The organism is Streptomyces sp. NPDC057565, assembly GCF_042801455.1.
Lineage (GTDB): Bacteria > Actinomycetota > Actinomycetes > Streptomycetales > Streptomycetaceae > Streptomyces > Streptomyces yanii.
In genome coordinates this window covers 98,849-121,795 of sequence record NZ_JBHVFU010000012.1, presented here as the reverse complement: position 1 = coordinate 121,795, position 22,947 = coordinate 98,849, and the positions used below count along the sequence as shown (strand labels likewise).

The following is a 22,947-nucleotide window of genomic DNA, read 5'->3' as shown; positions in this document are numbered from 1 at the left end:
TCCGCCCTGGAGCCGTATCTGGACCGTACGGTGCATCGCAAGGTGGAGGAGCATCCCCATATTGGAGATATTGGTGCGTTCCGGCAACGCAGCGAGGTGCCATAGCTGTCGTCGTGCGCCCGCCAGCGGTTACGGGACAGCCCTTAGTGCCGCGACCGGCAATGTTTGCCCCATGAGGAGCGTCGTCCAGTGCGTGCGATCGCAAGGCGGCCGGAGGTGAGCGGTGGTTCGCCAAGGCGGCGGTCACGGAAGCCGGCCGGCGGTCGCTCGACCGCGGGTGGGCCTTCCACCGCTGTACGCCACCCGGCGATCGTCCCGCGGCTCCACCGGATCACTGTGGGTGACAGGTGCGCGGTGGATCTCGCATGCCGGCCGACGACCGGCTGCCGGGGTCACGGCGGTTCATGGCGCCCGAGGAGTCCGTGCGAGGGGCACCCATCGACACGCGGACGACGGTGTTCACCCTGGGCCGCGCGGCTCGGCTTCTCATGGACTCCGGGGACGACGAGCGGGCGTAGCGGGGTAGTCCACGCTGGGGTTCGAGGTCCACCGGACGGTCGAGGCGGCACTGTCTCCTCAGGTCTCGGTGTGCTCGGTGACCGCGCGGACCTGCGGTGATCCGAACACCTGGTGTCCGCCACTGGCCAGCATGCGTACCTCACCGAGCTCGCTGATCTCCGCGCGGACGATTCCCGTCTCGTCCTCGTAGATGGGATAGCCGCCGGCCCCCTCTTTCGCGGTGCGCCGAACGATCACGGTGTCGTCCTCGACGGCGGACGCCTGAAATACCAGCTCATAACTTTCCGGGCAATCCATGGGTGGCTCCGGACCAGAATCGGCGGCTGCGAATGTCCTGCCTGTGTCTTCCATTGTCGCCCACAGCAGGGCACCGTGCCTCAGGGCGACTCCGTCGTGATCGAGGAGTCGGCCTGCCGCGGAGCCCTGGAGTGCCTCACCGCCGGTGGAGGACCGGACCGCTGATCCCCGGCTCAGGGTGCGGTGGCTCGCACCGCGGGCACGGGGGACGGGCCCTCGGGAGCGACGGTTCCGCCGCCGCCCCCCGCGTCCGGGCGGTCCGCCATCCCATGGCACAGATCCGCCCGGATCCCCGTGTCGTGCTGGGCGCGCAGCACCGCGGAGTGCGCCTCGGTGGCAGGGGGCGGCCACATGCGCTGGATCAGGGTGGTGGCGGCCGCCGCGGCGAGCCCGCCGTCTATGGTCGTGAAACGGTCAACGCCGCCTCCGCTTGCGCGAGCGTCGCCCGGTGACCGAAGAGTCCGGGCAGACCGCCCGAGTGCAGGAAGACCGTCCGCTGCCCGGGCAGCACGTCCCCGTCCTCGATCGCCGCGATCAGGCCGGCCATCGCGCGTCCGGTGTAGATCGGGTCGAGCACGATGCCTTCGGTGCGGGCTGTCAGTGTCAGGGCGGCCATGGACTGCTCCGTCAGGGCGCCGTAGCCGTCGCCGACCTGGTCGAGCCGCATTCTCAGGCTGTCCGGCGCGCAGTCCGTACCGGACAGTCCGGAGACCAACGCGGACACGGTCCCGGCCGGGTCGGTGACGGCGCCGCAATGGACACCGATCACGCGGGAGGCACCCAGTGGATCGACGAGGCCGGCCATCGTGCCACCCGAACCGACCGCTACGACGACGGTCTCCAGGTCGCGGGCCTGGGCGAGGAGTTCACGTCCGCACTCGACGTATCCGCGCGCGCCCAGCACGCTGGAACCGCCGAAGGGGATGACCGCCGGGACACCGCCCTGCCGTCGCAGCCCGGCGGCAACCTGCTGTGCGGTGGCGTCGAGTGCCTGGTCGTCGACGTCACCGGCCCATACGACCGTGGCGCCGAACAGACCGTCGAGTGCCAGGTTTCCGGATTCCGATGCCCCTGGTGCTCCCGCGAGCACGAGTACGACGTCGAGCCCCAGCCTGGCGCCGGCGGCGGCGGTCAAACGAGCGTGGTTGCTCTGTGGCGCACCCGTGGTCACCAGGACCGTGGCACCGTCGGCCAGGGCCGCGCCGCACGTCCACTCCAGCTTGCGTACCTTGTTGCCGCCGCCACCGAGACCCGTGAGGTCGTCGCGTTTGATCCACAGGTCGTCCGCGCCGAGGCCGAGCGCACGGGCGAGCCGTGGCATCGGCTCGAGCGGGGTCGGCCACGTCCCGAACACGGCTCGCTGCGGTATGAGACTGTCCGGGGTCATGCCCACCGTCCTGCGTTCTGATGCCGTCACATGTGTGCTCTGATCATGATGCCCGTCGCGGGGCTGCCCGCGCCTCACTGCGTTGCGCGGGTCAGCACCCCGCTGAGCAGCCCTTCGAGCAACCGGTGGAGTGTCGCGGTGAAGTCGAACCGCATGGATGCCGGCGAAGGGTCGGCTTCATGGGCGGCCGGCGGCTGCGCGTGAGGCCATACCGCGCCCGTCACCATGACGGTCGGCCGGGCGCTACGGTCCAGGTCACCCGGGCAGCCGTCCCGTACGCGTCCCGCTCTGCCGCCGCTCGAGCGAGCCCCGGACGAATGCGGCCTGGCCGACATGCTGCAGGTCGTCCGCGATGACGCTGATCAGCCGGACGCCGAGGGTGACTGGCGGCGACCAGGCCTCATCCACGATGCGGTCCAGGGACCTGGCGTCGAGCCCACGGATGAATTCGACGCTCCGCTCGTGGACCGCGTCGTGGTAATCGAGCAGCAGTTCGGGCGAATCCACCTTCACGGACGCGACCTGTTTGCTGCTGTGCCCGTACCCGGTGGCTCCCCTCTCGAAAGGCAGGTCGAATCGGGAGGCCCACTCCTGGGAGAACCAGACCTGCTCCACACCGAACGCGTCCGAGACATGGTCGTCCTGAATCCGGGTGAGGTGCCACACCAGCCATGTGATCGAATTGGCGCCCTCGTCGAGCCGCACGTGCAGATCGTCGACGGAAGGACCCTCGACCGCCGAGTGCACCGACTCCTGGACTCGTGTGAACGCATCCGTCAAAAGGTCCGCGCTTTTCATGCGACCACCATCGCCGCTCCCCCACCCGGGCCCTGCCATCGACACGCCTCGAAGAGCACCGCCGGTCCGGCGTCGGTCGTCCGGTCAGTGCCGTCCGCACCGGCGCCGCCGGCGCCGGGTCGCACACCCGCCTCCCCAGCGTGAATTCGCGCCCAGGAAGCCGATCCCGATCCCCAGCATCCAGGAGTCCTTGGCCATCGGGACGCCGTTCTGCGTGGGTCGCAGGCCGCCGGGCTCCCGCAGTCCGGGGACACGGAGGTACAGGCCGACCAGCCCGCCGGAGAACCCGGTCAGGGCGAGCCCGGCCAGTGGGGTCGGAACGAAGGGAGCGAGCAGTACTCCGCCGACCGCGATCTCCGACCAGGCGAGCAGCCGGGTAAAGCGCTGTGCGTCCAGCTTCTTCAGGAATGGATAGGCCACACAGGCCATGCCGTGCACTCCCGCGGCCGTCCCCTCGTCCGCTTTCAGTTTGCTCAACCCTGAGTTCAGGATGAACGCGCCGGTGGCAAGGCGCGGGGCCACATCGCGTGGTTCAACTTTCATGATCATGGGAGCCTCCGTCGATCAGCTACTCGACCCCTCGTCGACCATAGCCAGAAGGCGGCGTCGGCGCCTCACGGTGAGGTCCTGCCTCTCGGTGCCGGATCACGTATGCCGCCTCTGCCCGGACGCCCGCCGGTGTCGCACGGCCGCCTTCCGCGCCTTCCGCCGTTCGCAGGAAAGCGGAGCCCCGGGCGAACGACGTCTTCGCCGAGGCGAGTCGTTCGAGTTCGGGAGCTCCGCCAACCAGTGGGTACGTCATTCGGGCCGTCGCGTGAGCCGGAGGCGCCTGCGCACCGAGACTTTCCGGCGAGCCGGCACGCCGGTGCGCAGGCGCGATCGACGCGTGCGGTCAGCCCGCGTTCTTGACGAACTCGGTGGTGTACGTCTTGTCGAGGTCGACCTTGGCGTTCTTCAGGTTCGGGTTGAAGGACTTCAGAACGCGCTCGACGGTGGCGGGTCCGTCCGCGGGCATGACGCCGTCCGTGGTGAACATGGGCAGCGTGCTCTTGATGGCCTGCGCGTAGAGAGCCGTGCCGCCGCCCTGCGCGTAGTCGGCGGGCATCTTGGCCGCGATTTCGTCGGCGCTGTGCGTCGACATCCACTTCAGCGTCTTGACGAAGGCGTTGGCCAGCTTCTGGACGGTTTCCTTGTGGCTGTTGACCCATTCGGTCTGCATGTAGAGGCTGGAGGAGGGGTAGAGCCCGCCGAGCGCCTGCTTGGAGCCTTCCGGGGTGCGCATGTCGATGAGAATCTTGCCGAGCTTCTTGTCCAGGATGGTGGCGACAGTCGGGTCGGTGGTCATACCGCCCTGGATGGAGCCTTGCTGGAGGGCGGAGATGAAGGTCTGCCCCGCTCCCACCGCGACGGGTGAGAACTGATCGGTCTGGACACCGCTGTTGACGGCGAGGTACTTCGTCAGGAAGTCGGTCGAGGAGCCGATGCCCGTCACTCCGAGCTTCTTGCCCTTGAAGTCCTTCGCCGACTTGATGTCGCCCGCTGCCTGGTTGGAGACGATCTCGACTTCGCCGGGAGCCTGTGAGAACTGGACGACCGACTCGACCTGCTTGCCCTTCACCTGAAGGTCGAGGGTGTGGTCGTAGAAGCCGACGGTGCCCTGCACATCACCGGAGACCAGGGCCGTCTCGGCCTGGACGCCCGCGGGCTCGGTCAGAAGCTGGACCGACACCCCTTCGTCCTTGAAGTAGCCCAGGCGCTCGGTGAGCATCGCGGGCAGGTAGATGACCTTGTCGAGGCCCCCGACCATGATCTTGACCTTGACGTTCTTGTCGCCGGAGGCGGAGGTGGAGGTGGAGGTGGAGTTGTCGCCACATGCGGTCAGCGTGGTCAGGGCGAGTGCGCCTGCGACGGCGGCGGCCGAGATCCGGGTGAATGTACGCAACTGGTTCACGTCCTTGTGAAGAAGCAATGGGATGTTCGGATGGCGTGCGGCGTCAGCGTGCGGAATCGGCGTCGGCAGGCTTCCAGCGGAAGAGCCGCTTCTCGAGGAAGGTCAACAGCCCCTCGGCCAGCAGCGCGACGATCGCGAGGATGACCATGGCGGCATAGACGCCGGCCGCGTTGAAGGTGCCCTGGGAAGCGGCGACCAGCAGCCCGAGGCCCTTGGTGGCGCCGATGTACTCGCCGACGATGGCGCCGATGAGCGCGAAGCCGAAGCTCACGTGCAGGCTGGTGAAGATCCACGACGTGGCCGAGGGGATGACCACCTGGAAGGTGACCTGGCGGTTGCTGGCCCCCAGGATGCGGGAGTTGGCGACGAGGTTGCGGTCGACCTCCCTGGCGCCCTGGAAGGCGTTGAAGAAGACGGGGAAGAACACGAGGACGACCGCGGAGGCCACCTTCGAGGCGGGGCCGAGGCCGAACCAGATCAGAAAGATCGGGGCGAGCACGATGCGCGGCAGGGCGTTGAGCACCTTGATGTACGGGCCCAGGACATCTGCGGCGAAGCGGATCCGGCCCAGCGCGATACCGAGCAGCACACCGGCGATCACACCGATGACCCAGCCGAGCAGCGCTTCGTAGAGCGTGTACCAGATCTGCTCCCACAGGGAGCCCTGGGCGGTGCCGTCGACGACCCAGGTGCGGATCTGGTCCCAGATCTTCGACGGCATGGAGAAGTTGAACGGGTCGATGACCGCGGTCCGGGCCAGCCACTCCCACAGCCCGATGACCGCGAAGAGCAGTGCGATCCGGCTGCCGAGCACCAGGAACCTGCGGTTGCGGCTGGCCCTCGCTCTGGCCTGGGTCCGCTCGGTCTTGGTCACGGCGGCGCTCGCGGTGATGGTTTCAGGCGACATGGAGAGCACCCCTCTCGCGGGTGATGCGAACCTCTTCGCCGAGCGAGGACCAGATCTCCCGGTAGATCTCGAGGAACCGGGGCTCCAGACGCACCTGTTCGACCTTGCGCGGGCGGGGCAGGTCTATCTCGAAGACCTCCTTGACGGTGGCCGGTCCCGCAGTCATGACCACGACTTTGTCGGCCAGCGCTATGGACTCCTCCAGGTCATGGGTGACGAAGACGACGGAGGCGCCGGTTCCGGCCCACAACTCCAGCAGTTCGTCCGACATCAGGGCCCGGGTCTGCACATCAAGTGCGGAGAAGGGCTCGTCCATGAGCAGGATCTCGGGATCATTGACGAACGTGGCCGCCAGCGCGACACGCTTGCGCTGACCGCCGGACAGCTGGTGGGGATAGCGGTCCTCGAAGGAGGACAGGCCGACCCGGGCGAGCCACTCCCGGGCGCGTTCCTTCGCCTCGGGCTTCGGCACACCCCGGAAGCGGGGACCTGCCATCACGTTGGAGAGCACGGTGCGCCAGGGGAAGACCGCATCCTGCTGGAAGACGAAGCCGACCTTGTCGCCGATGCCGCGCACCGGCTCACCGGCCACCAACACCTCGCCCTCGGTGGGCTCCTCCAGGCCGCTGACCAGGGTCAGCGTGGTCGACTTGCCGCATCCAGTCGGTCCCACCACGGCGACGAACTCACCGCGCCCGATCGTGAGGTCCAGATCTCGTACGGCGGTGTGGAGCGCCCCCGACGGAGTCCGGAACGCTTTGCTCGCGCCCCGCAGCTCGATGGCGGGGCTCGTTTCGCTGTTCATGAGGCGGGACGCTAGGTGTGTCCTGAGCGCGGCGGCACCCTTGCGCTCACAACTCCCGCTTCTGCCCATAACCTGCGGTTCTGCTCGTTCTGCTCACGCTCGCAGAACGAAAGCGCAACGAGGGCTAGTCAGAGGCGGCGGCGACGTTTACGTTGCGTTCACACAAGGCAAAACGGATCTTCGGGTTCCAGGCTGGCGGAAGGCAGAGGGCGAACGCATGCGAATTCACTGGCCCCGCCGTGTCTTCGCGCAGGTCCTGCTCACTCAGGTGGCCATCACGACCGGGGTGGTCATGCTCGTCACCGGACTCTTCCTTGCCCCGCTCAGCCACCAGCTTGACGACCAGGCGATGCGTCAGGCCCTGTCCATCGCCCAGACCACTGCCGCCGAACCCGGGCTGGTGCTCCAGCTGACGAGCACCGAGCCCAGCCCCAGCGGTCCGGTGCAGGCCGAGGCGGAGCGGATCCGGCGGGCCACCGGTGCGCTCTACATCGTGGTCATGGACACCCGCGGGGTCCGCTGGTCGCACACCGACACCCGACAGATCGGCAAGCACGTCTCCACCGATCCCAGCACGGCCCTGGCCGGCCGGGAAATCATGCAGATCGACGACGGAACCCTGGGCCGCTCCGCGCGCGCGAAGGTCCCCCTCCGCGACAGGAGCGGGACCGTCGTCGGTGCCGTCTCGGTGGGCATTGCCTACGACAGCGTCCACGAGCGGCTGCTCGGAACCATTCCCGGACTTCTGCTCTACGCGGGGGCTGCGCTCGCCGCGGGTGTGCTGGCTGCCCTGGCCGTCTCGCGACGCCTGCAGCGCAGCACGCATGGACTGGCCTTCGCCGACATCTCGGCGCTGCTGGACGAGCGCGAGGCCATGCTGCACAGCATCCGCGAAGCAGTTCTCGCCGTCGATGCCCGGGGGCGGATCCGCCTGCTGAACGACGAGGCGCAGCGCCTGCTCGAGCTGACCCAGAACGCCGTCGGACGCGTGCTGGGTGAGGTGCTGCCCCCGGGCCGTACGGCAGAGGTGCTGGCCGGGCACGTCGACGGCGCGGACCTGCTCACCGTCTGCAGGGGACGCGTGCTGATCGCCAACCGTATGCCGACCGGTGACGGCGGCGCGGTGGTCACCCTGCGCGATCGCACCGAATTGGAGCTACTCGGCCGCGAACTGGACTCCACGCACGGCCTTCTCGACGCGCTCCGCGCCCAGGACCACGAGCATGCCAACCGGCTCCACACCCTGCTCGGGCTGCTGGAACTCGGGAGGCACGACGCGGCGATGGAGTTCGTCGCGGAGGTGGCCCATGGCCACCGGGCATCGGCGGAGCAGGTCGCGGAACGCGTCAATGACCCTCTGCTGTCTTCGCTGCTGGTGGGCAAGTCGGCCATCGCCGCAGAGCGGGGCGCGTCGTTGCGCATCTCCCCCAACACCCTGCTCCCCGACGTGGTGGTGGACCCGCGCGATCTGGTGACCGTCCTGGGCAACCTGATCGACAACGCACTGGACGTCGCTTCACTCATCGAAGTGGAACTCTTCGCGGAGGGCACCACAGCGGTCCTGCGGGTCAGCGACAACGGTCCTGGTGTGGCGCCCGATCTGCGCGAACAGATTTTCACCGAGGGCTGGTCCACCAAGGAGTCCCCCTCACATCGGGGTCGTGGGCTCGGCCTGGCACTGGTACGCCGGCTCGCGGAGCGTTACGGCGGCGTGGCCCGCGTCAGTGCCAGGGCCGGCGGTGGGGCGGTCTTCACCGTCGTCCTGCCCGAGACACTCGCCGTCCGGCAGCTGACCGAAGTGGGAGAGTTTCAATGATCGACGTCCTCGTGGTGGACGACGACTTCCGTGTGGCCGAGATCAACGCGGCGTACGTGGCCAAGGTGCCCGGCTTCCGCGTCGTCTCTCGCGCGCACACCGCCGCGCAGGCACTGTCCGTGCTGGAGCGCGAACATGTCGACCTCATACTGCTCGATCACTATCTTCCGGACGAGACGGGACTGACGCTCGTACGGCGGCTTCGCCAGCGCGGTCACACGGCAGACGTGATCATGGTGACGGCCGCTCGGGATGTCACGACTGTGCAGACCGCCATGCGCTACGGCGCCCTGCAGTACCTGGTCAAGCCCTTCAACTTCGGCGGTCTGCGGTCCAAGCTGGAGAGCTACGCCGCCCTGCGCCGCACTCTGGAAGGTGTGGGCAGCGGCCGGGGCGAGGCCGGGCAGGAGCAGGTCGACCAGATCTTCGGGGCACTTCGCACTCCGCAGGCCGTTGCCGCGGCGGGCCTGCCCAAGGGGCACTCCGCGCCCACCGCCGACGTCATCCGCCACGTCCTGTCGGCAGCCGACGAACCGCTGTCGGCACACGAGGTCGCTGTCCGCGCCGGATTGAGCCGCTCCACGGCCCAGCGATACCTCAAGTATCTGGAGAGCGCGGGCCGCATCATCCTCAGTCTCAAGTACGGCGACACCGGCCGACCGGAACACCGCTACGCGTGGGCCGGGGCGAGCTGAGGACCGTGAGGCGCTGAGGCATCCGGCACAGCACCATCAGCGGTGCTCGGGGCGGCTGCGGTGCCGGCGGAGATCACGCCGGCCGCTACCGGTCGGCCGAGGCGGTACCGGAGCCCCGTGATCGGGCCCACCGGTCACACGGGCAGGCGCGGCACACTGTCGACCAGGCGACGTGTGTACGGGTGCGCGGGAGCGCCCAGCACCTGTCCGGTTTCGCCCTGCTCGACGATGTGGCCGCTCTCCAGGACGGCGGTGCGTTCACACAGCGAGGCCACTACCGACAGGTCGTGGGAGACCATGACGAGGGTCAGACCCTGCTCCTGCTTCAACTCGTTCAGCAGGTCGACGACTTTGACGCGGGTCGTGACGTCGAGTGCGCTGACGGGTTCGTCGGCGAGCAGCACCCGCGGGTCGCACACGGTCGCGCGGGCAATCGCGATGCGCTGGCGCTGGCCGCCGGAGAACTCGTGCGGATAGCGCTCGGCGGCGTCGGCCGGGAGTCCGACCCGTTCCAGGGCTTCGGCCACCTTGGGCGCGGCCGTGCTCCGGCTGTCGATACCGAGGGAACGCAGTGGTTCGGACACGATGCTGCCGACGCGGCGACGCGGGTCCAGCGACGAGTACGGATCCTGGAAGACACACTGCACGCTGCGCCGGAAACGCCGCATCTGCTCGCGGTCGCGCGGTTTCAGCTCGTCGCCGTCGAACCGGACGGTGCCGGAGGTTGCCCGGGCGAGCCCGAGCAACAGCCGCAGCAGAGTCGTCTTGCCCGCTCCCGATTCGCCGACGAGGGCGAGGCTGTGCCCGGTCTCGACGGTGAAGGAGATGTCCTCGACGACGGGCGCGGTGTGTCCGCGGTAGGCGAAGGAGACTCCGTCCAGCTCCAGTACGGGCGTCATCACGCGTTCCTCAGGTCAAGAGCCGATTCCAGCTGCCGCGCGCTCGCCACCAGCGCCTTGGTGTACTCCTCACGCGGCTCCCGCACGATCGTGCGGACGTCGCCCTCCTCCACGGCACGGCCGTCCTTCATCACCACGACGCGATCGGTGACCTTCGAGACGACCGCGAGGTCGTGGCTGACGAAGAGGACGGCCATGTCCCGTTCCCGTACGAGGGTATCGAGCAGGTCGAGCATGTCGGACTGCACGGTGACGTCGAGCGCGGTGGTCGGCTCGTCCGCGATGAGCAGCTTCGGGTCGCATGCCAGTGCCATGGCGAGCGCTACGCGCTGCCGCTGCCCACCGGAGATTTCGTGCGGGAAGGCGCGCGCGATCCGGTCGGGCTCGGGCAGCCGCACCTGCTCCAGCGCGTCCACGACAGCCCGCTTCAGCTCGGCGCCCCTCAGCCCTCGCCTTCTGCCCAGCGGTTCGGCGATCTGCCTGCCGACACGCATCAGCGGATCGAGTGCGGTGAGCGGCTCCTGGAAGACGATGGCGGCGTCCCGGCCGCGTACGCCCGTGAGCTGCTTCTCGCTCGCGCCCACGATCTGGGTGCCGGCGAGTTCCACGCCGCCGCTGGCCGTCATGCCGTCGGGCAGCAGGCCGAGCACGGCGAGGGTGGTCAGCGACTTCCCGGAGCCCGACTCTCCGATGAGGCCGAGTCGTTCGCCGGGAGCAATGGTCAGCGAGAGGCCGTCGACGAGCGTGCGCCCGTCTGCCGTACGGATCCCGAGGTCGCGCACGTCGAGGATGTTCATGCGCGCCTCCGTCGGGCCGCCGGGTCGAGGGTGTCGCGCAGTCCGTCGGCGATGAGGTTCACGCCGATGACGAGCAGGACGAGCAGGATGCCGGGGGCGAGCGCGCCTGCCGGGGCGGTGGTGAAGGTGGCCTGCGCCTCCTGGAGCATGCGGCCCCACGAGGCGTTGGGCGGCGGCGCCCCCAGACCCAGGTAGGACAGGCCGGCCTCGGCCAGCACCGCGAGTCCGAACTGGAGGGCCAGGTTCACCACGAGCGTCGGCCAGATGTTGGGCAGCACATGACCGGCCACGATTCGCGGCCACGAGGTGCCGGACGTGCGCGCGGCCGTGATGTAGTCCTGCGCCAGGACCCGCTTGACCAGGATCCGCACGAGCCGTCCCACGACCGCGCTCTGTGCGAGGCCGATCGCCAGCACGGCCGACCCCAGTGTGGCCGAGTGGGCGGCGACGATGAGCATCGCCAGCAGCAGCGTCGGGAAGGCGATCAGGATGTCGAGGAACGCGGAGAGCGTGTCGTCCAGCCAGCCCTGGGCGAACGCGGCCAGCACCCCCAGCGTGACGCCGACCGCGGCCGCGATGAGGACCGAGCCCAGGCCCGCCTCGAAGGCGACGCGGGAGCCGGTCATCAGCTGCGTGAACAGATCACGGCCGAGCTTGTCGGTGCCCAGCAGATGTCCCGCGCCGGGGCCCGTGAGCCGTCCGCCGGACGTGTCGTCGGGGGCGTACGGGACCCAGAGGGCCGAGACCAGCGCCAGCAGAGCGATCAGGCCGGCCAGTACACATCCGACGCTCAAGGTGTACGAACGCTTCGTCGACTGCTTCATCGGGTACCTCCCGAGAGCCTGCCCCGCAGCCGCGGATCGATGATCCGCTGCGCGAAGTCGGCCGCGAAGCCGATGATCAGCACCGCGAGCGTCGAGACGAACAGCACGCCCTGGATCACCGGATAGTCGTGCTGTGCGATGCCGGTCGCGAGCAGGGAGCCGAGGCCGGGAAGCGCGTACACCGACTCCACGACCACCGCGCCCAGAAGCGTGGACGCCAGCTCGATGCCGAGGATCGAGATCACCGGTACCGAGGCGTTGCGCAGCCCGTGCCGCCACATGGCCCGCCCGAACGACGAGCCCAGGGCGCGCGCGGTGCGCAGATAGTCGCTGTCCAGTACGTCGAGCGTGGCCGATCTGACGTAGCGGATCAGCGAGGCGCTCATCACGAGCGCGATGGTGATGACGGGCAGGGCGAGCGAGCGGACCGCTTCGACCGGCTGCGACCAGCCGTCCGGCGGGAAGCCGCCTGCGGGGAGCCAGCCGGCGTTCAGCGCGAAGACGGCGATGAGGATCATCCCGAGCCAGAACACGGGTACGGCGATGCCCAGCTGGGAGACTCCGCTGAGCAGCGCGCCGTACCAGGTCCCGCGCCGGTGCGCGGCGACGAAGCCGACCGGGACGGCGATGAGGACCGCCAGGGCGAACGCGGTGAGCGTGAGCGGAATGGTGACGTTCAGCCGCGAGCCGACCTCGGGCGCGACCGGCAGCGAGCTGACGAACGACGTACCGAGGTCACCGCTCGCCAACTGCCCGATCCAGTGGACGAACTGTTCGGGCAGCGGCTTGTCGGAGCCGATGGAGTGCCGCGCCGCCGCTATCTGCTCGGGGCCGGCGCCCACCGAGGTGAGCGCGTTGGCGGGGTCACCCGGCAGCAACCGCAGCAGCACGAACAGGACCACGCTCGCGAGCGCCAGCGACACCAGCAGGAAGGCGAGGCGGCGCAGGAGATACCGCGCCATCAGCCCTTCTCGATGTCGTAGGCGAAGAACTGCGAGTTGAGGCCGTTGACCGGGTAGCCCGACAGCTTGCTGTTCGCCACGACGATCTGCGGGTACAGGTACAGCCAGTCGCTGGCCGCGTCCTCGGCGGTCCGGCGGTTGACCTTCTTCAGCAGTTCGGTCTGCTCAGCCGTGCCGGACGCCTGCTCGGCCTCTTCGACCCACTTCGTGACCTGCTTGTTGTCGTAGCCCCAGTAGAAGTCGGGGTTGCCGTACCAGACCAGGTCGCGGTCGTTGACGTGTTCCTGGAGCGTGGCCGTGAAGTCGCGGTTCTTGTAGACCTTCGTGTACCACTCGTCCGGCGTGATCGTGTTGATCTTGACGGTGATGCCGACCTTGGCGAGCTGCGACTTGATGAAGGTCGCCGCCGTCGGGTGCGGGTCGTAGTTCGGGGTGTCGAGGGTGAAGGTGAAGCCGTTCTTGTATCCGGCCTCGGCGAGCAGCTTCTTGGCGCGTGCGGTGTCGTAGCCATTGACCTTGGTGAGGTCCTCGTACCAGGGGTCGGTGGGCGGCACCATCGAGCCGATGAGCTTGCCGTAGCCGCCCCAGACCGACTCCAGCAGCTTCTTGTCGTCGATGGCCGCGGAGACGGCCTGGCGAACCTTGACGTCCGTGAACGGCTTGGCCTTGTCGTTGAAGGCGAGCAGCAGCTTGGTCGTCGAGTTGCCGTCGTTGACCTTGTAGTTCTGGTTGCTCTTGAACTGGTCGAGGGCGTCGGGCGACTGCTCGCTCGTGACGACGTCCACGGCGTTGGTCAGGAGCGCGTTGTTGAGAGCGGTCGCTTCCTTGTAGTAGTGGAAGACGACCTGCTTGTTCCTGGCCGCGTCACCCCAGTAGCCGGCGAACCGGTCGAGGCTGAGAGCGGAGCCGCGGGTCCACTTGTTCAGCTTGTACGGGCCGGTGCCGTCCTCGCTCGTCTTGAGGCTCTTCGCGTCGGAGTTGATGATCCACACGTAGGAGAGGTTGTAGACGAAGGAGATCGACTTCTTCGACAGCTGGACCTTCACCGTGCGTGCGTCCGGTGTCTCGAAGGACTTGATGACCTCGAGATTGCTCTTGCGCGCGGACTGCGAGTCCTTGGCGATCACCTTCTCCAGGCTGTACTTGACGTCCTGGCTGGTGAGCTCCTTGCCGCTGTGGAACTTCACGCCGTCGCGCAAGGTGAAGGTGTACGTGAGTCCGTCGCCACTGACCTTGTAGTCCTGGGCGAGCAGGTTCTCGACCTTGCCGTCGTCGGTGAGCTTGAACAACCCTTCGTACACATTGCCGTTGAGCGCCTCGGTGACGCCCTGACCGCCGCCCGCGGTGTTGTCGAGATTCTGCGGCTCGTAGAGCGAACCGATGTTGACCGTGGCGTTCTTGTCGTACGCCCCTCCGGCAGCGCCGCCGCCGCCGTTGGAGCCCCCGCCGCAGGCGGTGAGGGTCAGGGCGAGGGCAGCCGCGGTGGCGCCGCCGTACAGGGAGGTCTTCTTGATGCTCATGAGGAGTACGCGCTTTCGTGCTGCGATGCGGGAGTACGGGGGTTGGTCAGTGCTGCGCGGGGAAGCCGTCGCGGAAGACGGGGCGCTTCTCGCCGGCCTCGACGGGCAGGTGGAAACGGTTCTGCCGCGGCGGCATCGGACAGTTGTACTGGTCGGAGAATCCGCAGGGCGGCACGAAGGCGCGATTGAAGTCGAGAAGGACGCGGCCCTCGCCGATGTGGGTGACGAAGAGGAAGCGCCCGGCGCCGTACGTGGTGTCGCCGTTGGTGGGGTCGCCGAAGACGAGCAGCAGGGTGCCGTCGTCGTCGAAGGCGCTCAGCGTGTAGTCCCGGCCGTCCAGGGTGAGCACGATGTCTCCCGGCACGGCGAGGTCACGGGTACCACCGTTGTCCCGGATGTGCTCGAACCCCACCCGCCGGGCACCGGGCACCGGGGTGTACGAGGCCTCCAGCACCCAGGCCGGGTCGTACGGGAAGACGTCGGTGCGCTCGAAGTTCTGGATCGCGGGCGACTGCGCGTCCCAGAAGCGCAGGCCGTGCTCGGGGTCGCCGGTGACGAAGTCGGTGCGTTCGACTGTGGTGACGGTCACTGTCTCCGGCTGTCCGGCACGGGCCGCATCGAGGTCGGGGCGCTCACCGGCAGGGGCCCAGCGGGTCTCGACGAGAGCGAGGTTCCCCGCGGGCGAAGTGACCGAGCGGCGCCGCTCGGCGCGCCATGCCTCCCAGTCCGCGGCGGGGTCGGTCGGCTGATCCGGGACGGCGGCGTGGGACACGGCTTTACTCATTCACGTAGACGATCGCTGGCTGCCACACGTCGAATGTCACACTGTGTGAAGTTCAGCCCAAAGGACCTTCTTTATCTTCCATAAGGCGAACTAATGTCAAGTTGGACTACATAGTGAGACCGGACCGGGAGGCGCAGGTCACGCCCATCCATCGACAGGCGGGCGTCGAACCGCACCGCTGTCGACGCCACAGCCACCCTCCCGGCCGACCCAATCGTCAGCGCGCACGCACCGAGGGTGACCGGAGCCCCGCCCTCGTCGATGCCGAACGCGCCGGCCGCCCGCCGCCGTCTCCGCGTCCACCTCGACCGGATCCCACCTTTCCTGCGGCGCAGCCGGGCGCGACGCCGCCCCGTCCGGCGTTCCCGCCGGCGTGAATCGCACCATTACCATCACCTGACGCACCCTCAGGATGCTTGCTACGCAACCTTTTGGAGGCAGGAGAGGAGTTGGCGCGTACAGTTCCCGTGCGGGTGGGTCGGAAGCCCAGGCAAAGGGGTACGAGCGCAACGAGAGGCGGTCCCGGGCCCGGGGAGCACGCCCCTTTCGAGGGGCGTCAGGCATGCCGTCACTACCGGTTCGGAGTCGGGCATACATCTCGTACCGCACGAACCACCCCTCGACGGGCCGGTGGACACATGGCAGCGTGCTCCGGCATGCGGCGTGCGGTGGGCCGGAGCACGCTGGATCTGAGGCTGCTTGTCCCCCCGACCGGCAGCCGGCCAGGAAAGGGGTGGCAGCCATGTTCGCAAGGCTGAGCACCTATCAGGGTTCACCCATTCCTGCGGAGGGAGACCTGACCGCGAACTGGGAAGCGATTCTCGAGCAGATCCGGGAAGTTTCCGGCTTCCGGGGCGTGTACTACCTCGTCGACCGGGCCTCCGGGAAGGCCACGTCCCTGACCCTGTGGGATGACGAGCAGGCCATGCAGGCCAGCGAGGACCGGGCCACCCGGCTCCGCGAGGAAGTCGCCCACAGGGAAGGCCAACGGGTTGTCTCGGTCGAGCGCTTCGAGGTGGGATTCGGCCACGTGGAGCCATAGCAGCCGGCGGTCCGGATATCGACCGCGCCGCACAGCCACCGGGCCGACACTCACGGGCGACGGCACATGAGGGGTTGCACGAGCGTCTGGATCCGCGCCCGGTCGCGGCCGATTCGGGATCCGCTACTTCGCCACCACATCCGGGGAGCGACGCTGAGCCATTCGTGTTGTGATCGATGACGGAGGGGCAACACTGTCGAGGACGGAGGAAATCATGACCGCCAAGCTGCTAGCGCGAGACATCATGTCCAGTGGCGTGCAGTGCGTCGGTGCGCACCAGTCACTTTTCGATGTGGCGAAAATGATGCGCGATCTCAACGTCGGTTGCCTGCCCATCTGCGGCGACAACAACAGGCTCACCGGCTTGATCACTGACCGTGACATCGTCATCACGTGCTGCGCCGAGGGCGTCGACCCAGCGACCGTGCAGGCCGGGTCCCTCAGCGCCAAGGTCCACTGGATCGATGCCGCAGCGGATGCCTCCGAGGTCCTGACGACCATGGAGGAACATCAGATCAAGCGGCTGCCGGTGATCGACGTCCAAGGCGGCCACCGCCTGGTCGGCATGATCACGGAGGCCAATCTCGCGAAGAACCTGCGCGACGAACAGATCGCCGAGTTCGCGAGCCGCGTGTACGCGACCGCTTAGACCTCCGGCCAGTCCGCACATGGAGGCGTCTCGCCGAACCTCGGAAGGAGACATCCCGAGGGTATTTCTCCGGGGTGCGCGTCCGCTCCGCCAGATCGAGACGGCGGCGCGGCCGGGACAGGCAGGTTGACAGCTACCGAGGGTTTGCTCGCGGTCCGTGGCAGTCCGACCCCTGCTCAGTGGTAGGACTGTCCGAAGGTGGCGGCGGCGACCACGGAGCCGTCAGCGGCGAGCAGGCGGACGCCGGTGACCGGCGCCGTGGCGGCGGGGTAGGGCGCGCCCCAGGCGCCGTAACCGTCCTTGCTGAGGGCGAAGGAACCGACCTGGACGGTGGAGCCGTCGGCCCGCTGAAGCTGGCACCGGACGGTGCCGGAGTGCCCGTCGGCGTCCACCGTCATGTACAGCCAGGGCGAGGCTCCGGTGTAGAGGAAAACCTGCCCGCGCGACTCGCCCCTGTGGGTGAGTGGGGCGGTGAGCAGGTGCGACTGCACCGGAGAGACGATCGGCGCGACCGGGGCCGGACGACCGATGGATGCGCCGAGCACCCAACCCCCGCCACCGACAAGGCCAAGGCCCGCGGCGGCTGCCGCCGCAGCGAGGGCGAAGCGCCGCCACCGTACGCGCCGGAGCGGCCGTCGCCCGGAAGACAGTCCCAGCCGGTCCATCACCCTGTCCTCGAAGCCGACCGGCGGTTCGCTTCCTGGGACAAGATCCAGCAGCGCGTCCGCCGTGGCCACCAGCTCGTGGACGTATTCGCGGCAGGCGGGACAGTGCTCCAGGTGATCCATCGCCCCGGCCCGCTCCTTGGCGGGCAGAACGCCGAGCGCCAGCTCCGCACCGATCTCCCGGAGCTGCTCACAGGTGAATCCACGGGTCTCAGTCATCGTGGTCCGCCTGCTTGGTTGCGAGGGATGCGCGGAGCTTGCCCATGGCTGCCCTGATCCGGGTCTTGGCGGTACCGAGCGGGATCTTCTCGAAATCGGCGACCTGCTGAGCCGTCATCCCGTAAATGCCGGCCATCACCAGCGCACGTGCCTGATCGCGCGGCAGCGCGGCAACCGCTCGATGCAGTTCCATTGCGGTTTCGGCGGAGAGCGCCTCCCGCTCCGGCGTGCTGGTGACGGTCTCCATCATGTTCTCCAGATCCGCGGGGTCGACTGGAGTGGCCTTGCGGGCGCGTACGGCGTCGATCGCAAGGTTGTGCGCGATGGCCGCCAGCCAGGTGGGCACCGATCCCCGGCGCGGGTCGTAGACCTGAGCGTGTCGGCAGGCGCGCTCGAAGGTCTGCTGAGCGATGTCCTCGGCGAGCTGGACGTCTCCGACCACGGCGACGGCCACGCCGAAAACCCGGCGCTGGAACCGCCGAACGAAGGCCACGGCGATCTCGGGATCGCCGGTCATGAGGCCGGCCAGCAGCGCTTCGTCGGGCACCCGCTCCAGGGGAATGCCAATCCTGCGCATACTCCCTACGTAACACGAGCCCCCAGGGATTGCCTCCGCCCGGCGGCCCTCGGCGCTGCCGAAGAACTGGGTCGAAACCCGGGTCGCGGTCCAGGTGCCAAAGCCTCCTGGCGCGAGCACGCGGCACCGACCCACCCGGACCGGGCCGATCATGAACCCTTGGCCCGGCAGCACCGTAGGTAAGAAAGGCACGCTCCGACGAACGACAGTGGCCGACCGGTCCCAGGACCGGAAGGCTCGGCGGGCACCGGCAACGCCCCGGCGTGGCCCCGGTCCGCAGCCCCTGTCAGAAGCACGGCGGCGTCGGCCGCCTCGGACCCCTGGAGTCGTGATGACGTCTCGCACGACGCACTTCGCACTGCGTGGGACCGCAGCATTCTGCGCCCTGGCCAACGCGGTGATCCACCTCTCGCTGGTCCCCTCCCACCTGACGGAGATGCCCTACATCGGCATTCTTTTCCTGGTCGGCAGCGTGGTCATGCTCGCCGTCGCCGCAGCACTCGCCCTTCAGAGGGAACCGTTCGGCGCATGGCTGATCGGGGCGATCACCAGCATCGGCATGATCATCGGATTCCTGCTGTCCCGCACCGTCGGGCTGCCGGACTATCGCGAAGCCGGCTGGGAGCCGCCGTACGGCGTCCTGTCCCTGGTGGTGGAAGGCATCTTCGTTCTCACCTTTCTGGCCTGGTTCAGGGAGAGCGGCGCCGGGCGGGTTGCGGATCTGGGACCCCGAGAAGCTCCCCGCACGAAGGCTCCGCCTGCGCGGTTGCCGTAGACGGGGACACATCCCCGATTCGCCACCTCCGGCGCCTTCACGGACTCCGCGCGCGTGCGAGAAGATGTGCATATTTCTTCCATTTTGCGAAGTTGTTACCTGTGCGGGTGGTGCGTCCCTGAACGCGGCCGTAGCGTCGATATCGGAACAACCGTTGGGAAGGGGCCAGCAGCACCGTCCGGCATCTGCCCCGGATTCGCAGTTCGCACCCCGGGGCGGACCAGGCGTACGGCTAAGGCCAGATGGGCTCGGAGAGAGACGGCTGGGAGCGGACATGCAGAGACACAAGCTGAAGGCAGCGGTATTGATCTGTGCCGCGGCATCGCTCGCAACAGCAATCGCACCGGCATCCGCTTCCACAAGGACACGGTCACCCGCCGACGTCGTGATCGTCGACTGCTTCTCGCATCCTCAAGTACGCCCGAACGAGTTCTTGATCGCCTGCGGGGATGGCAACAGCATCCTCACCGCGCTCCGGTGGTCGGCCTGGAAACCCAATTTCGCCACGGGCCGCGGGCTCAATGTAGTGAACGACTGCCGGCCGTTCTGCGCCGCCGGCACGTTCCACTCCCATCCCGTGACCGTCAGGCTCGACCGCTCGGAGCCGCTGAAGAAGCATCCTCACGTGCGGCACTACACCCAGCTCCATCTCGTCTTCACCGACAGCAGGCCGTCGGGGATGCCGAGAATGGTGACATACCGGCTCTGGACCTGACAGTTCCCCCGTCCCTTGGCCGGCCGTCCGCCATGGCGCCCCTCGGACACGTCCCGAGGGGCGCCTCCCCTTTCATCGGTGTACCGGCGCCCACCGGGCGTCATCCTCCGGATCGTCACCACGGTCCGCGATCGCCGTTCGTGCAGCACCCGGACGAGCGCAGCCACCCGGACTCCTTGAGCCAGTCAATCGCCCATAGCGCAATAAAGGGGGTGAATGGCGCTAATTTCCAGTCCCATGGACGTGCGGTGTCGCGGTCGGCACGGCCCCTGTGCGAACCGGAGCTGATGTGGCGGACCACATCATCGCAAGCGGCTGCGTGCCGTGTCAGTCGTCCTCCGGCGGAGCGATGTGGCGTCGCTGCTGAGGCAGCGTCGCGTCTAGGGCGGCGGCGAGTTCGGGAATCGTGGGCCTGGCAGCCGGATCGGGCCGCAGGCAGCCGTCGATGGCCGTGGCGAGATCACGCGGGAGGCGTCGGCGGGACCGGATGGGCTGAGCAGGTTCCTCGAGCTGCGGATACCAGTCGTCCTCGCCGCCCGTGTCGTCGCTGTCGTCGGTCCCGTCCGTGGCGACGCCGATGTCGAACGGCACGTCGCCCACGGCGACTTCGTACAGCGTTGCGCCGATGCCCCAGACGTCGGCCGCGGCCGACAGCGGCCCGCCACGCGCCTGTTCGGGAGCCATGTAGCAGAAGGTGCCGATGCCCGGAGGTACGCTTCCGGGCGGTCGTGCGACGCTCAGGTCGAGCACTTTGGCGTGCCCGCAGTCGACGACGACGTTGGCCGGCTTGAGGTCCAGGTGCAACAGGCCGTGACCGTGGAGGTAGTGCATCGCGGAACACAGGTGCACGCCGAGAAGGGCCACGTCCGCGGCGGCCGGCCGGCGGCGCAACCGTCCGATGAGGTGGGCCAGCGTTTCGCCTGTCAGCGTTTCCAGCACCACGAGCGGCTCGGGCGACTCGAAGGTCTCGTAAGCGCGGACCAGGTGCGGATGGGTGAATGTCCGGAGCCAACGGCCCTCTCGCAGCAGCCGGTCGCGCAGCTGCTCCTCGTGGCGGTGGTCGGGGCGCAGGACCTTCACGACGCATCGGCAGTCCCGCTCCTCGCTCCAGGCGTCGTAGAGGTCGAGCCAGCCGGTCCGGGCCAGGTGCGCCAGGACCTCGTACCCCGGCGCGGGGATCGTTCCGGGCGCGAGGGGCGGAACCGGTCGGGACATGACGCGGCTCATGAGAGAACCTTCCGAGCGGGTGGGGAGACGGAGAGGGCCGGGACGGTCACACCGTTCAACCGGTGAAGCCGGGCGTAGGCCCCGTCGCGCAGGAGCAGGTCCTCATGCGTGCCGCGCTCGACGACCCGGCCGCCGTCCAACACCACGGTGGAGGTGGCGTCGCGGGTGGTGATCAGATTGTGGGAGATGACGATGGTGGTCCGCCCGGCCATGAGCCGGCGCAGCGGTTCCATGATCCGGCGGCCCGACTGGGTGTCCAGGCCGGTGGTCGGTTCGTCCAGGATCAGTACGGGCGCGTCCCTGATCATCGCGCGGGCGATCGCGAGTCGCTGGGCCTGCCCGCCGGACAGCGTGCGGCCGCGCTGGCCCACCACGGTGTCGTAGCCCTCGGGGAGCAGCTGGATGAAGTCATGGGCGTCGGCGGCGCGCGCCGCCGCGACGATGTCCGCCTCTGCCGCGTCCGGGCGACCGTAGGCAATGTTCTCCCGTACGGTGCCGTGGAACACGAGCGTCTCCTGGAGTACCACCGCGACGTTGTCGCGCAGCTCGGACAGCTGCAGGTCCCTGAGGTCGGTGCCGTCGAGAAGGACTGACCCCTGATCCGGATCGTAGAAGCGCAGTTGCAGCTTCCCGACCGTGGATTTTCCGGCACCGCTCGCACCGACCAGCGCCAGCGTCGTGCCGGGCGTCACATGGAACGACACATCGGACAGCGCCCACCGGGACGTACCCGGATAGCGGAAGGAGACGCCACGGAATTCGACGTCGCCCCGGGCCCGCCCGATCCTCCGGGCGTCGGCGGCTTCGACGACCTGGGGGCGCTGGTCGAGCAACTCGATGATCCGCTCGGCGGAGGCGGACGCCGCGTAAAACGTGTTGGTGAGGTGGGACAGACCGCGGATCGGACTGTAGAGGCTGCTCAGCAGCGCGAGGAAGACCAGCAGCCCGCCCAGCGTGAGCTGCCCCTGGGCCAACTTCCATGTACCCAGGCCCATGACGGCCAGCGCGCCAATCAGTTCGATGACCTCGACGATGGGGCTGTAGACAGCATGGATGCGTGCCGAGGCCATCGCCGCGCGGAACTTTCCCACGCTCTCGCGTGCGAACCGGTGTTCCTCGGTCTCCTGCCGGTTGTATGCCTGCACCAGCGCGATGTTGCCGAGCGACTCCTCGGCGATCGCGCTGATCGAACCGCTGCGCCGCCGCCGCTCCCGCGATGCGGCCTTGATCAGCCGGGAGAAGCGGCGGGCCGCACACCAGAAAAGCGGCACGATGACGAGCGCGAGGATGGTCAGATCCCACCTCAGGTAGAACAGCAGCCCCAGGAAGACGCCCAACCGGATCACGTAATAGAGGCCGTCCGCCACCCCCGAGAGCAGAAACGTCTCGACCGCGTCGACATCGCCCGTGATACGCGACAGCACGTCCCCCAGCCGCCGCCGTTCGAAGAACCCGAGCGAGAGGCCCTGGACGTGCCGGAACACATCCGACCGCAGGGCCAGCAGGAAGCGCTCGCTGACCCAGGTGGACGTCACGTCGTCGGCGAACCCCAGAACGCCGGAGCCGATGATGAGTCCTGTGTATGCCAGGGCGATCCAGAGGAAGGGACGCAGATCGCGCGGAACGAGGACGTCGTCCACCACGATCTTGAAGAGCCAGATCTCGGCCGCGTCGACGACGGGTCCGATCACGCTGAAGACGAGTATCGGAATGAGGAAGCGCCGGCCACCGCGTGTGTAGGGCCAGAAGCGACGGAACGCGTCACGCGGGGCGACCGGCGGCGCGGCGGCGACGACCGCGTCGGGATCATCGGCCACCGACAGCAGCCGCCGCAGAACATGAAGCGAGACACGCCTCATAGACGCGTTCCTCAAGATCGTCGGCTGAACGGTCCAGGAGCCCCGGCCCGCTCAGCCGTCCTATGCGGTCACCAGTGGTGACCGTGGTGGGAGTGACGACGATGGTGACCGTGATCCCTTCCGTGGTCGTCGAATCCGTGGTCGTCGAATCCGTGGTCGTCGAAGTTCCTCGACGTCATGTCCCTCTTGTCGTGACGGTATTTCGCGGGGATGAGATAACTGAAGATCGCCATGGGCTTCCCTCCTGAAGAGGCTTCC

General features: G+C 68.3%; 26 protein-coding genes. 7 read left to right on the top strand and 19 right to left on the bottom strand.

Annotation, left to right across the window (positions count from 1 at the left end; genetic code table 11):
- Positions 1-365 precede the first annotated feature (365 nt).
- The gene (locus tag ACFU8W_RS22840; RefSeq protein ID WP_384040049.1) at positions 366-518 is read left to right on the top strand and encodes a hypothetical protein; all 153 of its coding nucleotides are present in this window, start codon (positions 366-368) and stop codon (positions 516-518) included.
- A gap of 58 nt (positions 519-576) precedes the next feature.
- Here the strand turns inward: ACFU8W_RS22840 and ACFU8W_RS22835 are convergent, their stop codons facing one another.
- The 8 genes from ACFU8W_RS22835 to ACFU8W_RS22800 form a co-directional block, all read right to left on the bottom strand.
- Positions 577-816, bottom strand: a complete 240-nt coding sequence (locus ACFU8W_RS22835; protein ID WP_345510798.1) for a DUF6296 family protein — start codon at positions 814-816, stop codon at positions 577-579.
- A 173-nt stretch (positions 817-989) separates the two neighbouring features.
- Positions 990-1,169: a hypothetical protein gene (locus tag ACFU8W_RS22830; RefSeq protein WP_384040045.1), complete on the bottom strand. Its 180-nt coding sequence runs from the start codon at positions 1,167-1,169 to the stop codon at positions 990-992.
- A 44-nt stretch (positions 1,170-1,213) separates the two neighbouring features.
- Positions 1,214-2,203: a D-cysteine desulfhydrase family protein gene (locus ACFU8W_RS22825; protein WP_384040042.1), complete on the bottom strand. Its 990-nt coding sequence runs from the start codon at positions 2,201-2,203 to the stop codon at positions 1,214-1,216.
- A gap of 255 nt (positions 2,204-2,458) precedes the next feature.
- Entirely contained in the window at positions 2,459-3,001 is a 543-nt protein-coding gene (locus ACFU8W_RS22820; RefSeq protein ID WP_384040039.1) for a DUF664 domain-containing protein, read from the bottom strand.
- 84 nt (positions 3,002-3,085) lie between these two features.
- Entirely contained in the window at positions 3,086-3,550 is a 465-nt protein-coding gene (locus ACFU8W_RS22815; RefSeq protein WP_384040036.1) for a hypothetical protein, read from the bottom strand.
- Between the two features lie 343 nt (positions 3,551-3,893).
- Complete coding sequence (locus tag ACFU8W_RS22810) at positions 3,894-4,943, bottom strand: ABC transporter substrate-binding protein (RefSeq protein ID WP_384040033.1); 1,050 nt, start codon at positions 4,941-4,943, stop codon at positions 3,894-3,896.
- Between the two features lie 52 nt (positions 4,944-4,995).
- Positions 4,996-5,859 carry an ABC transporter permease gene (locus tag ACFU8W_RS22805; protein ID WP_345510790.1) on the bottom strand — a complete coding sequence of 288 codons (864 nt, stop codon included), beginning with the start codon at positions 5,857-5,859 and terminating at the stop codon, positions 4,996-4,998.
- A complete protein-coding gene (locus tag ACFU8W_RS22800) occupies positions 5,849-6,664 on the bottom strand; it encodes an ABC transporter ATP-binding protein (RefSeq protein ID WP_037693453.1) in 816 nt (271 codons plus the stop codon). The genes ACFU8W_RS22805 and ACFU8W_RS22800 overlap by 11 nt, the downstream gene beginning before the upstream one ends.
- A 217-nt stretch (positions 6,665-6,881) precedes the next feature.
- Between ACFU8W_RS22800 and ACFU8W_RS22795 the strand changes: the two genes are divergently transcribed.
- Both ACFU8W_RS22795 and ACFU8W_RS22790 read left to right on the top strand, forming a co-directional pair.
- Positions 6,882-8,480, top strand: coding sequence for an ATP-binding protein (locus ACFU8W_RS22795; RefSeq protein WP_384040030.1), 1,599 nt, complete (start codon positions 6,882-6,884; stop codon positions 8,478-8,480).
- Positions 8,477-9,175, top strand: coding sequence for a response regulator (locus ACFU8W_RS22790; RefSeq protein ID WP_384040027.1), 699 nt, complete (start codon positions 8,477-8,479; stop codon positions 9,173-9,175). Before ACFU8W_RS22795 ends, ACFU8W_RS22790 begins: the two co-directional genes overlap by 4 nt.
- 134 nt (positions 9,176-9,309) lie before the next feature.
- On the opposite strand, the gene ACFU8W_RS22785 is transcribed toward ACFU8W_RS22790, so the two are convergent.
- Genes ACFU8W_RS22785 through ACFU8W_RS22760 form a run of 6 tightly spaced genes read right to left on the bottom strand, consistent with a single transcriptional unit; the run spans position 9,310 to position 14,961 of the window.
- A complete protein-coding gene (locus tag ACFU8W_RS22785) occupies positions 9,310-10,074 on the bottom strand; it encodes an ABC transporter ATP-binding protein (protein WP_345510786.1) in 765 nt (254 codons plus the stop codon).
- Positions 10,074-10,871 carry an ABC transporter ATP-binding protein gene (locus ACFU8W_RS22780; RefSeq protein ID WP_327247994.1) on the bottom strand — a complete coding sequence of 266 codons (798 nt, stop codon included), beginning with the start codon at positions 10,869-10,871 and terminating at the stop codon, positions 10,074-10,076. The genes ACFU8W_RS22785 and ACFU8W_RS22780 overlap by 1 nt, the downstream gene beginning before the upstream one ends.
- Positions 10,868-11,695 carry an ABC transporter permease gene (locus ACFU8W_RS22775; protein WP_345510784.1) on the bottom strand — a complete coding sequence of 276 codons (828 nt, stop codon included), beginning with the start codon at positions 11,693-11,695 and terminating at the stop codon, positions 10,868-10,870. Before ACFU8W_RS22775 ends, ACFU8W_RS22780 begins: the two co-directional genes overlap by 4 nt.
- On the bottom strand, positions 11,692-12,657 hold the full coding sequence (locus ACFU8W_RS22770; RefSeq protein WP_384040022.1) for an ABC transporter permease: 966 nt from the start codon (positions 12,655-12,657) through the stop codon (positions 11,692-11,694). Before ACFU8W_RS22770 ends, ACFU8W_RS22775 begins: the two co-directional genes overlap by 4 nt.
- On the bottom strand, positions 12,657-14,177 hold the full coding sequence (locus ACFU8W_RS22765; RefSeq protein WP_384040019.1) for an ABC transporter substrate-binding protein: 1,521 nt from the start codon (positions 14,175-14,177) through the stop codon (positions 12,657-12,659). Before ACFU8W_RS22765 ends, ACFU8W_RS22770 begins: the two co-directional genes overlap by 1 nt.
- Positions 14,178-14,223: 46 nt before the next feature.
- Positions 14,224-14,961, bottom strand: a complete 738-nt coding sequence (locus ACFU8W_RS22760; RefSeq protein ID WP_345510780.1) for a DUF1684 domain-containing protein — start codon at positions 14,959-14,961, stop codon at positions 14,224-14,226.
- A gap of 742 nt (positions 14,962-15,703) precedes the next feature.
- Here ACFU8W_RS22760 and ACFU8W_RS22755 point away from each other — a divergent pair.
- Complete coding sequence (locus tag ACFU8W_RS22755; protein WP_384040015.1) at positions 15,704-16,003, top strand: hypothetical protein; 300 nt, start codon at positions 15,704-15,706, stop codon at positions 16,001-16,003.
- A gap of 214 nt (positions 16,004-16,217) precedes the next feature.
- A complete protein-coding gene (locus ACFU8W_RS22750) occupies positions 16,218-16,652 on the top strand; it encodes a CBS domain-containing protein (RefSeq protein WP_345510779.1) in 435 nt (144 codons plus the stop codon).
- Positions 16,653-16,828: 176 nt separating this feature from the next.
- On the opposite strand, the gene ACFU8W_RS22745 is transcribed toward ACFU8W_RS22750, so the two are convergent.
- Together ACFU8W_RS22745 and ACFU8W_RS22740 are read right to left on the bottom strand one after the other, a co-directional pair.
- Entirely contained in the window at positions 16,829-17,536 is a 708-nt protein-coding gene (locus ACFU8W_RS22745; RefSeq protein WP_384040012.1) for a hypothetical protein, read from the bottom strand.
- Complete coding sequence (locus ACFU8W_RS22740; RefSeq protein WP_384040253.1) at positions 17,529-18,113, bottom strand: RNA polymerase sigma factor; 585 nt, start codon at positions 18,111-18,113, stop codon at positions 17,529-17,531. The genes ACFU8W_RS22745 and ACFU8W_RS22740 overlap by 8 nt, the downstream gene beginning before the upstream one ends.
- A gap of 331 nt (positions 18,114-18,444) precedes the next feature.
- On the opposite strand from ACFU8W_RS22740, the gene ACFU8W_RS22735 reads away from it, so the two are divergent.
- Both ACFU8W_RS22735 and ACFU8W_RS22730 read left to right on the top strand, forming a co-directional pair.
- Complete coding sequence (locus tag ACFU8W_RS22735) at positions 18,445-18,888, top strand: hypothetical protein (RefSeq protein WP_384040010.1); 444 nt, start codon at positions 18,445-18,447, stop codon at positions 18,886-18,888.
- A gap of 577 nt (positions 18,889-19,465) precedes the next feature.
- Positions 19,466-19,603, top strand: coding sequence for a hypothetical protein (locus ACFU8W_RS22730; protein ID WP_384040007.1), 138 nt, complete (start codon positions 19,466-19,468; stop codon positions 19,601-19,603).
- A 327-nt stretch (positions 19,604-19,930) separates the two neighbouring features.
- Here the strand turns inward: ACFU8W_RS22730 and ACFU8W_RS22725 are convergent, their stop codons facing one another.
- The 3 genes from ACFU8W_RS22725 to ACFU8W_RS22715 all read right to left on the bottom strand — a co-directional run bounded on the left by ACFU8W_RS22725 (position 19,931) and on the right by ACFU8W_RS22715 (position 22,922).
- Positions 19,931-20,830 (bottom strand): serine/threonine-protein kinase, encoded by a 900-nt coding sequence (locus ACFU8W_RS22725; protein WP_384040004.1) that lies wholly within the window; start codon positions 20,828-20,830, stop codon positions 19,931-19,933.
- Positions 20,827-22,689, bottom strand: coding sequence for an ABC transporter ATP-binding protein (locus ACFU8W_RS22720; protein ID WP_384040001.1), 1,863 nt, complete (start codon positions 22,687-22,689; stop codon positions 20,827-20,829). The genes ACFU8W_RS22725 and ACFU8W_RS22720 overlap by 4 nt, the downstream gene beginning before the upstream one ends.
- Before the next feature lie 68 nt (positions 22,690-22,757).
- Positions 22,758-22,922 (bottom strand): hypothetical protein, encoded by a 165-nt coding sequence (locus ACFU8W_RS22715; protein WP_384039998.1) that lies wholly within the window; start codon positions 22,920-22,922, stop codon positions 22,758-22,760.
- Positions 22,923-22,947: the final 25 nt, after the last annotated feature.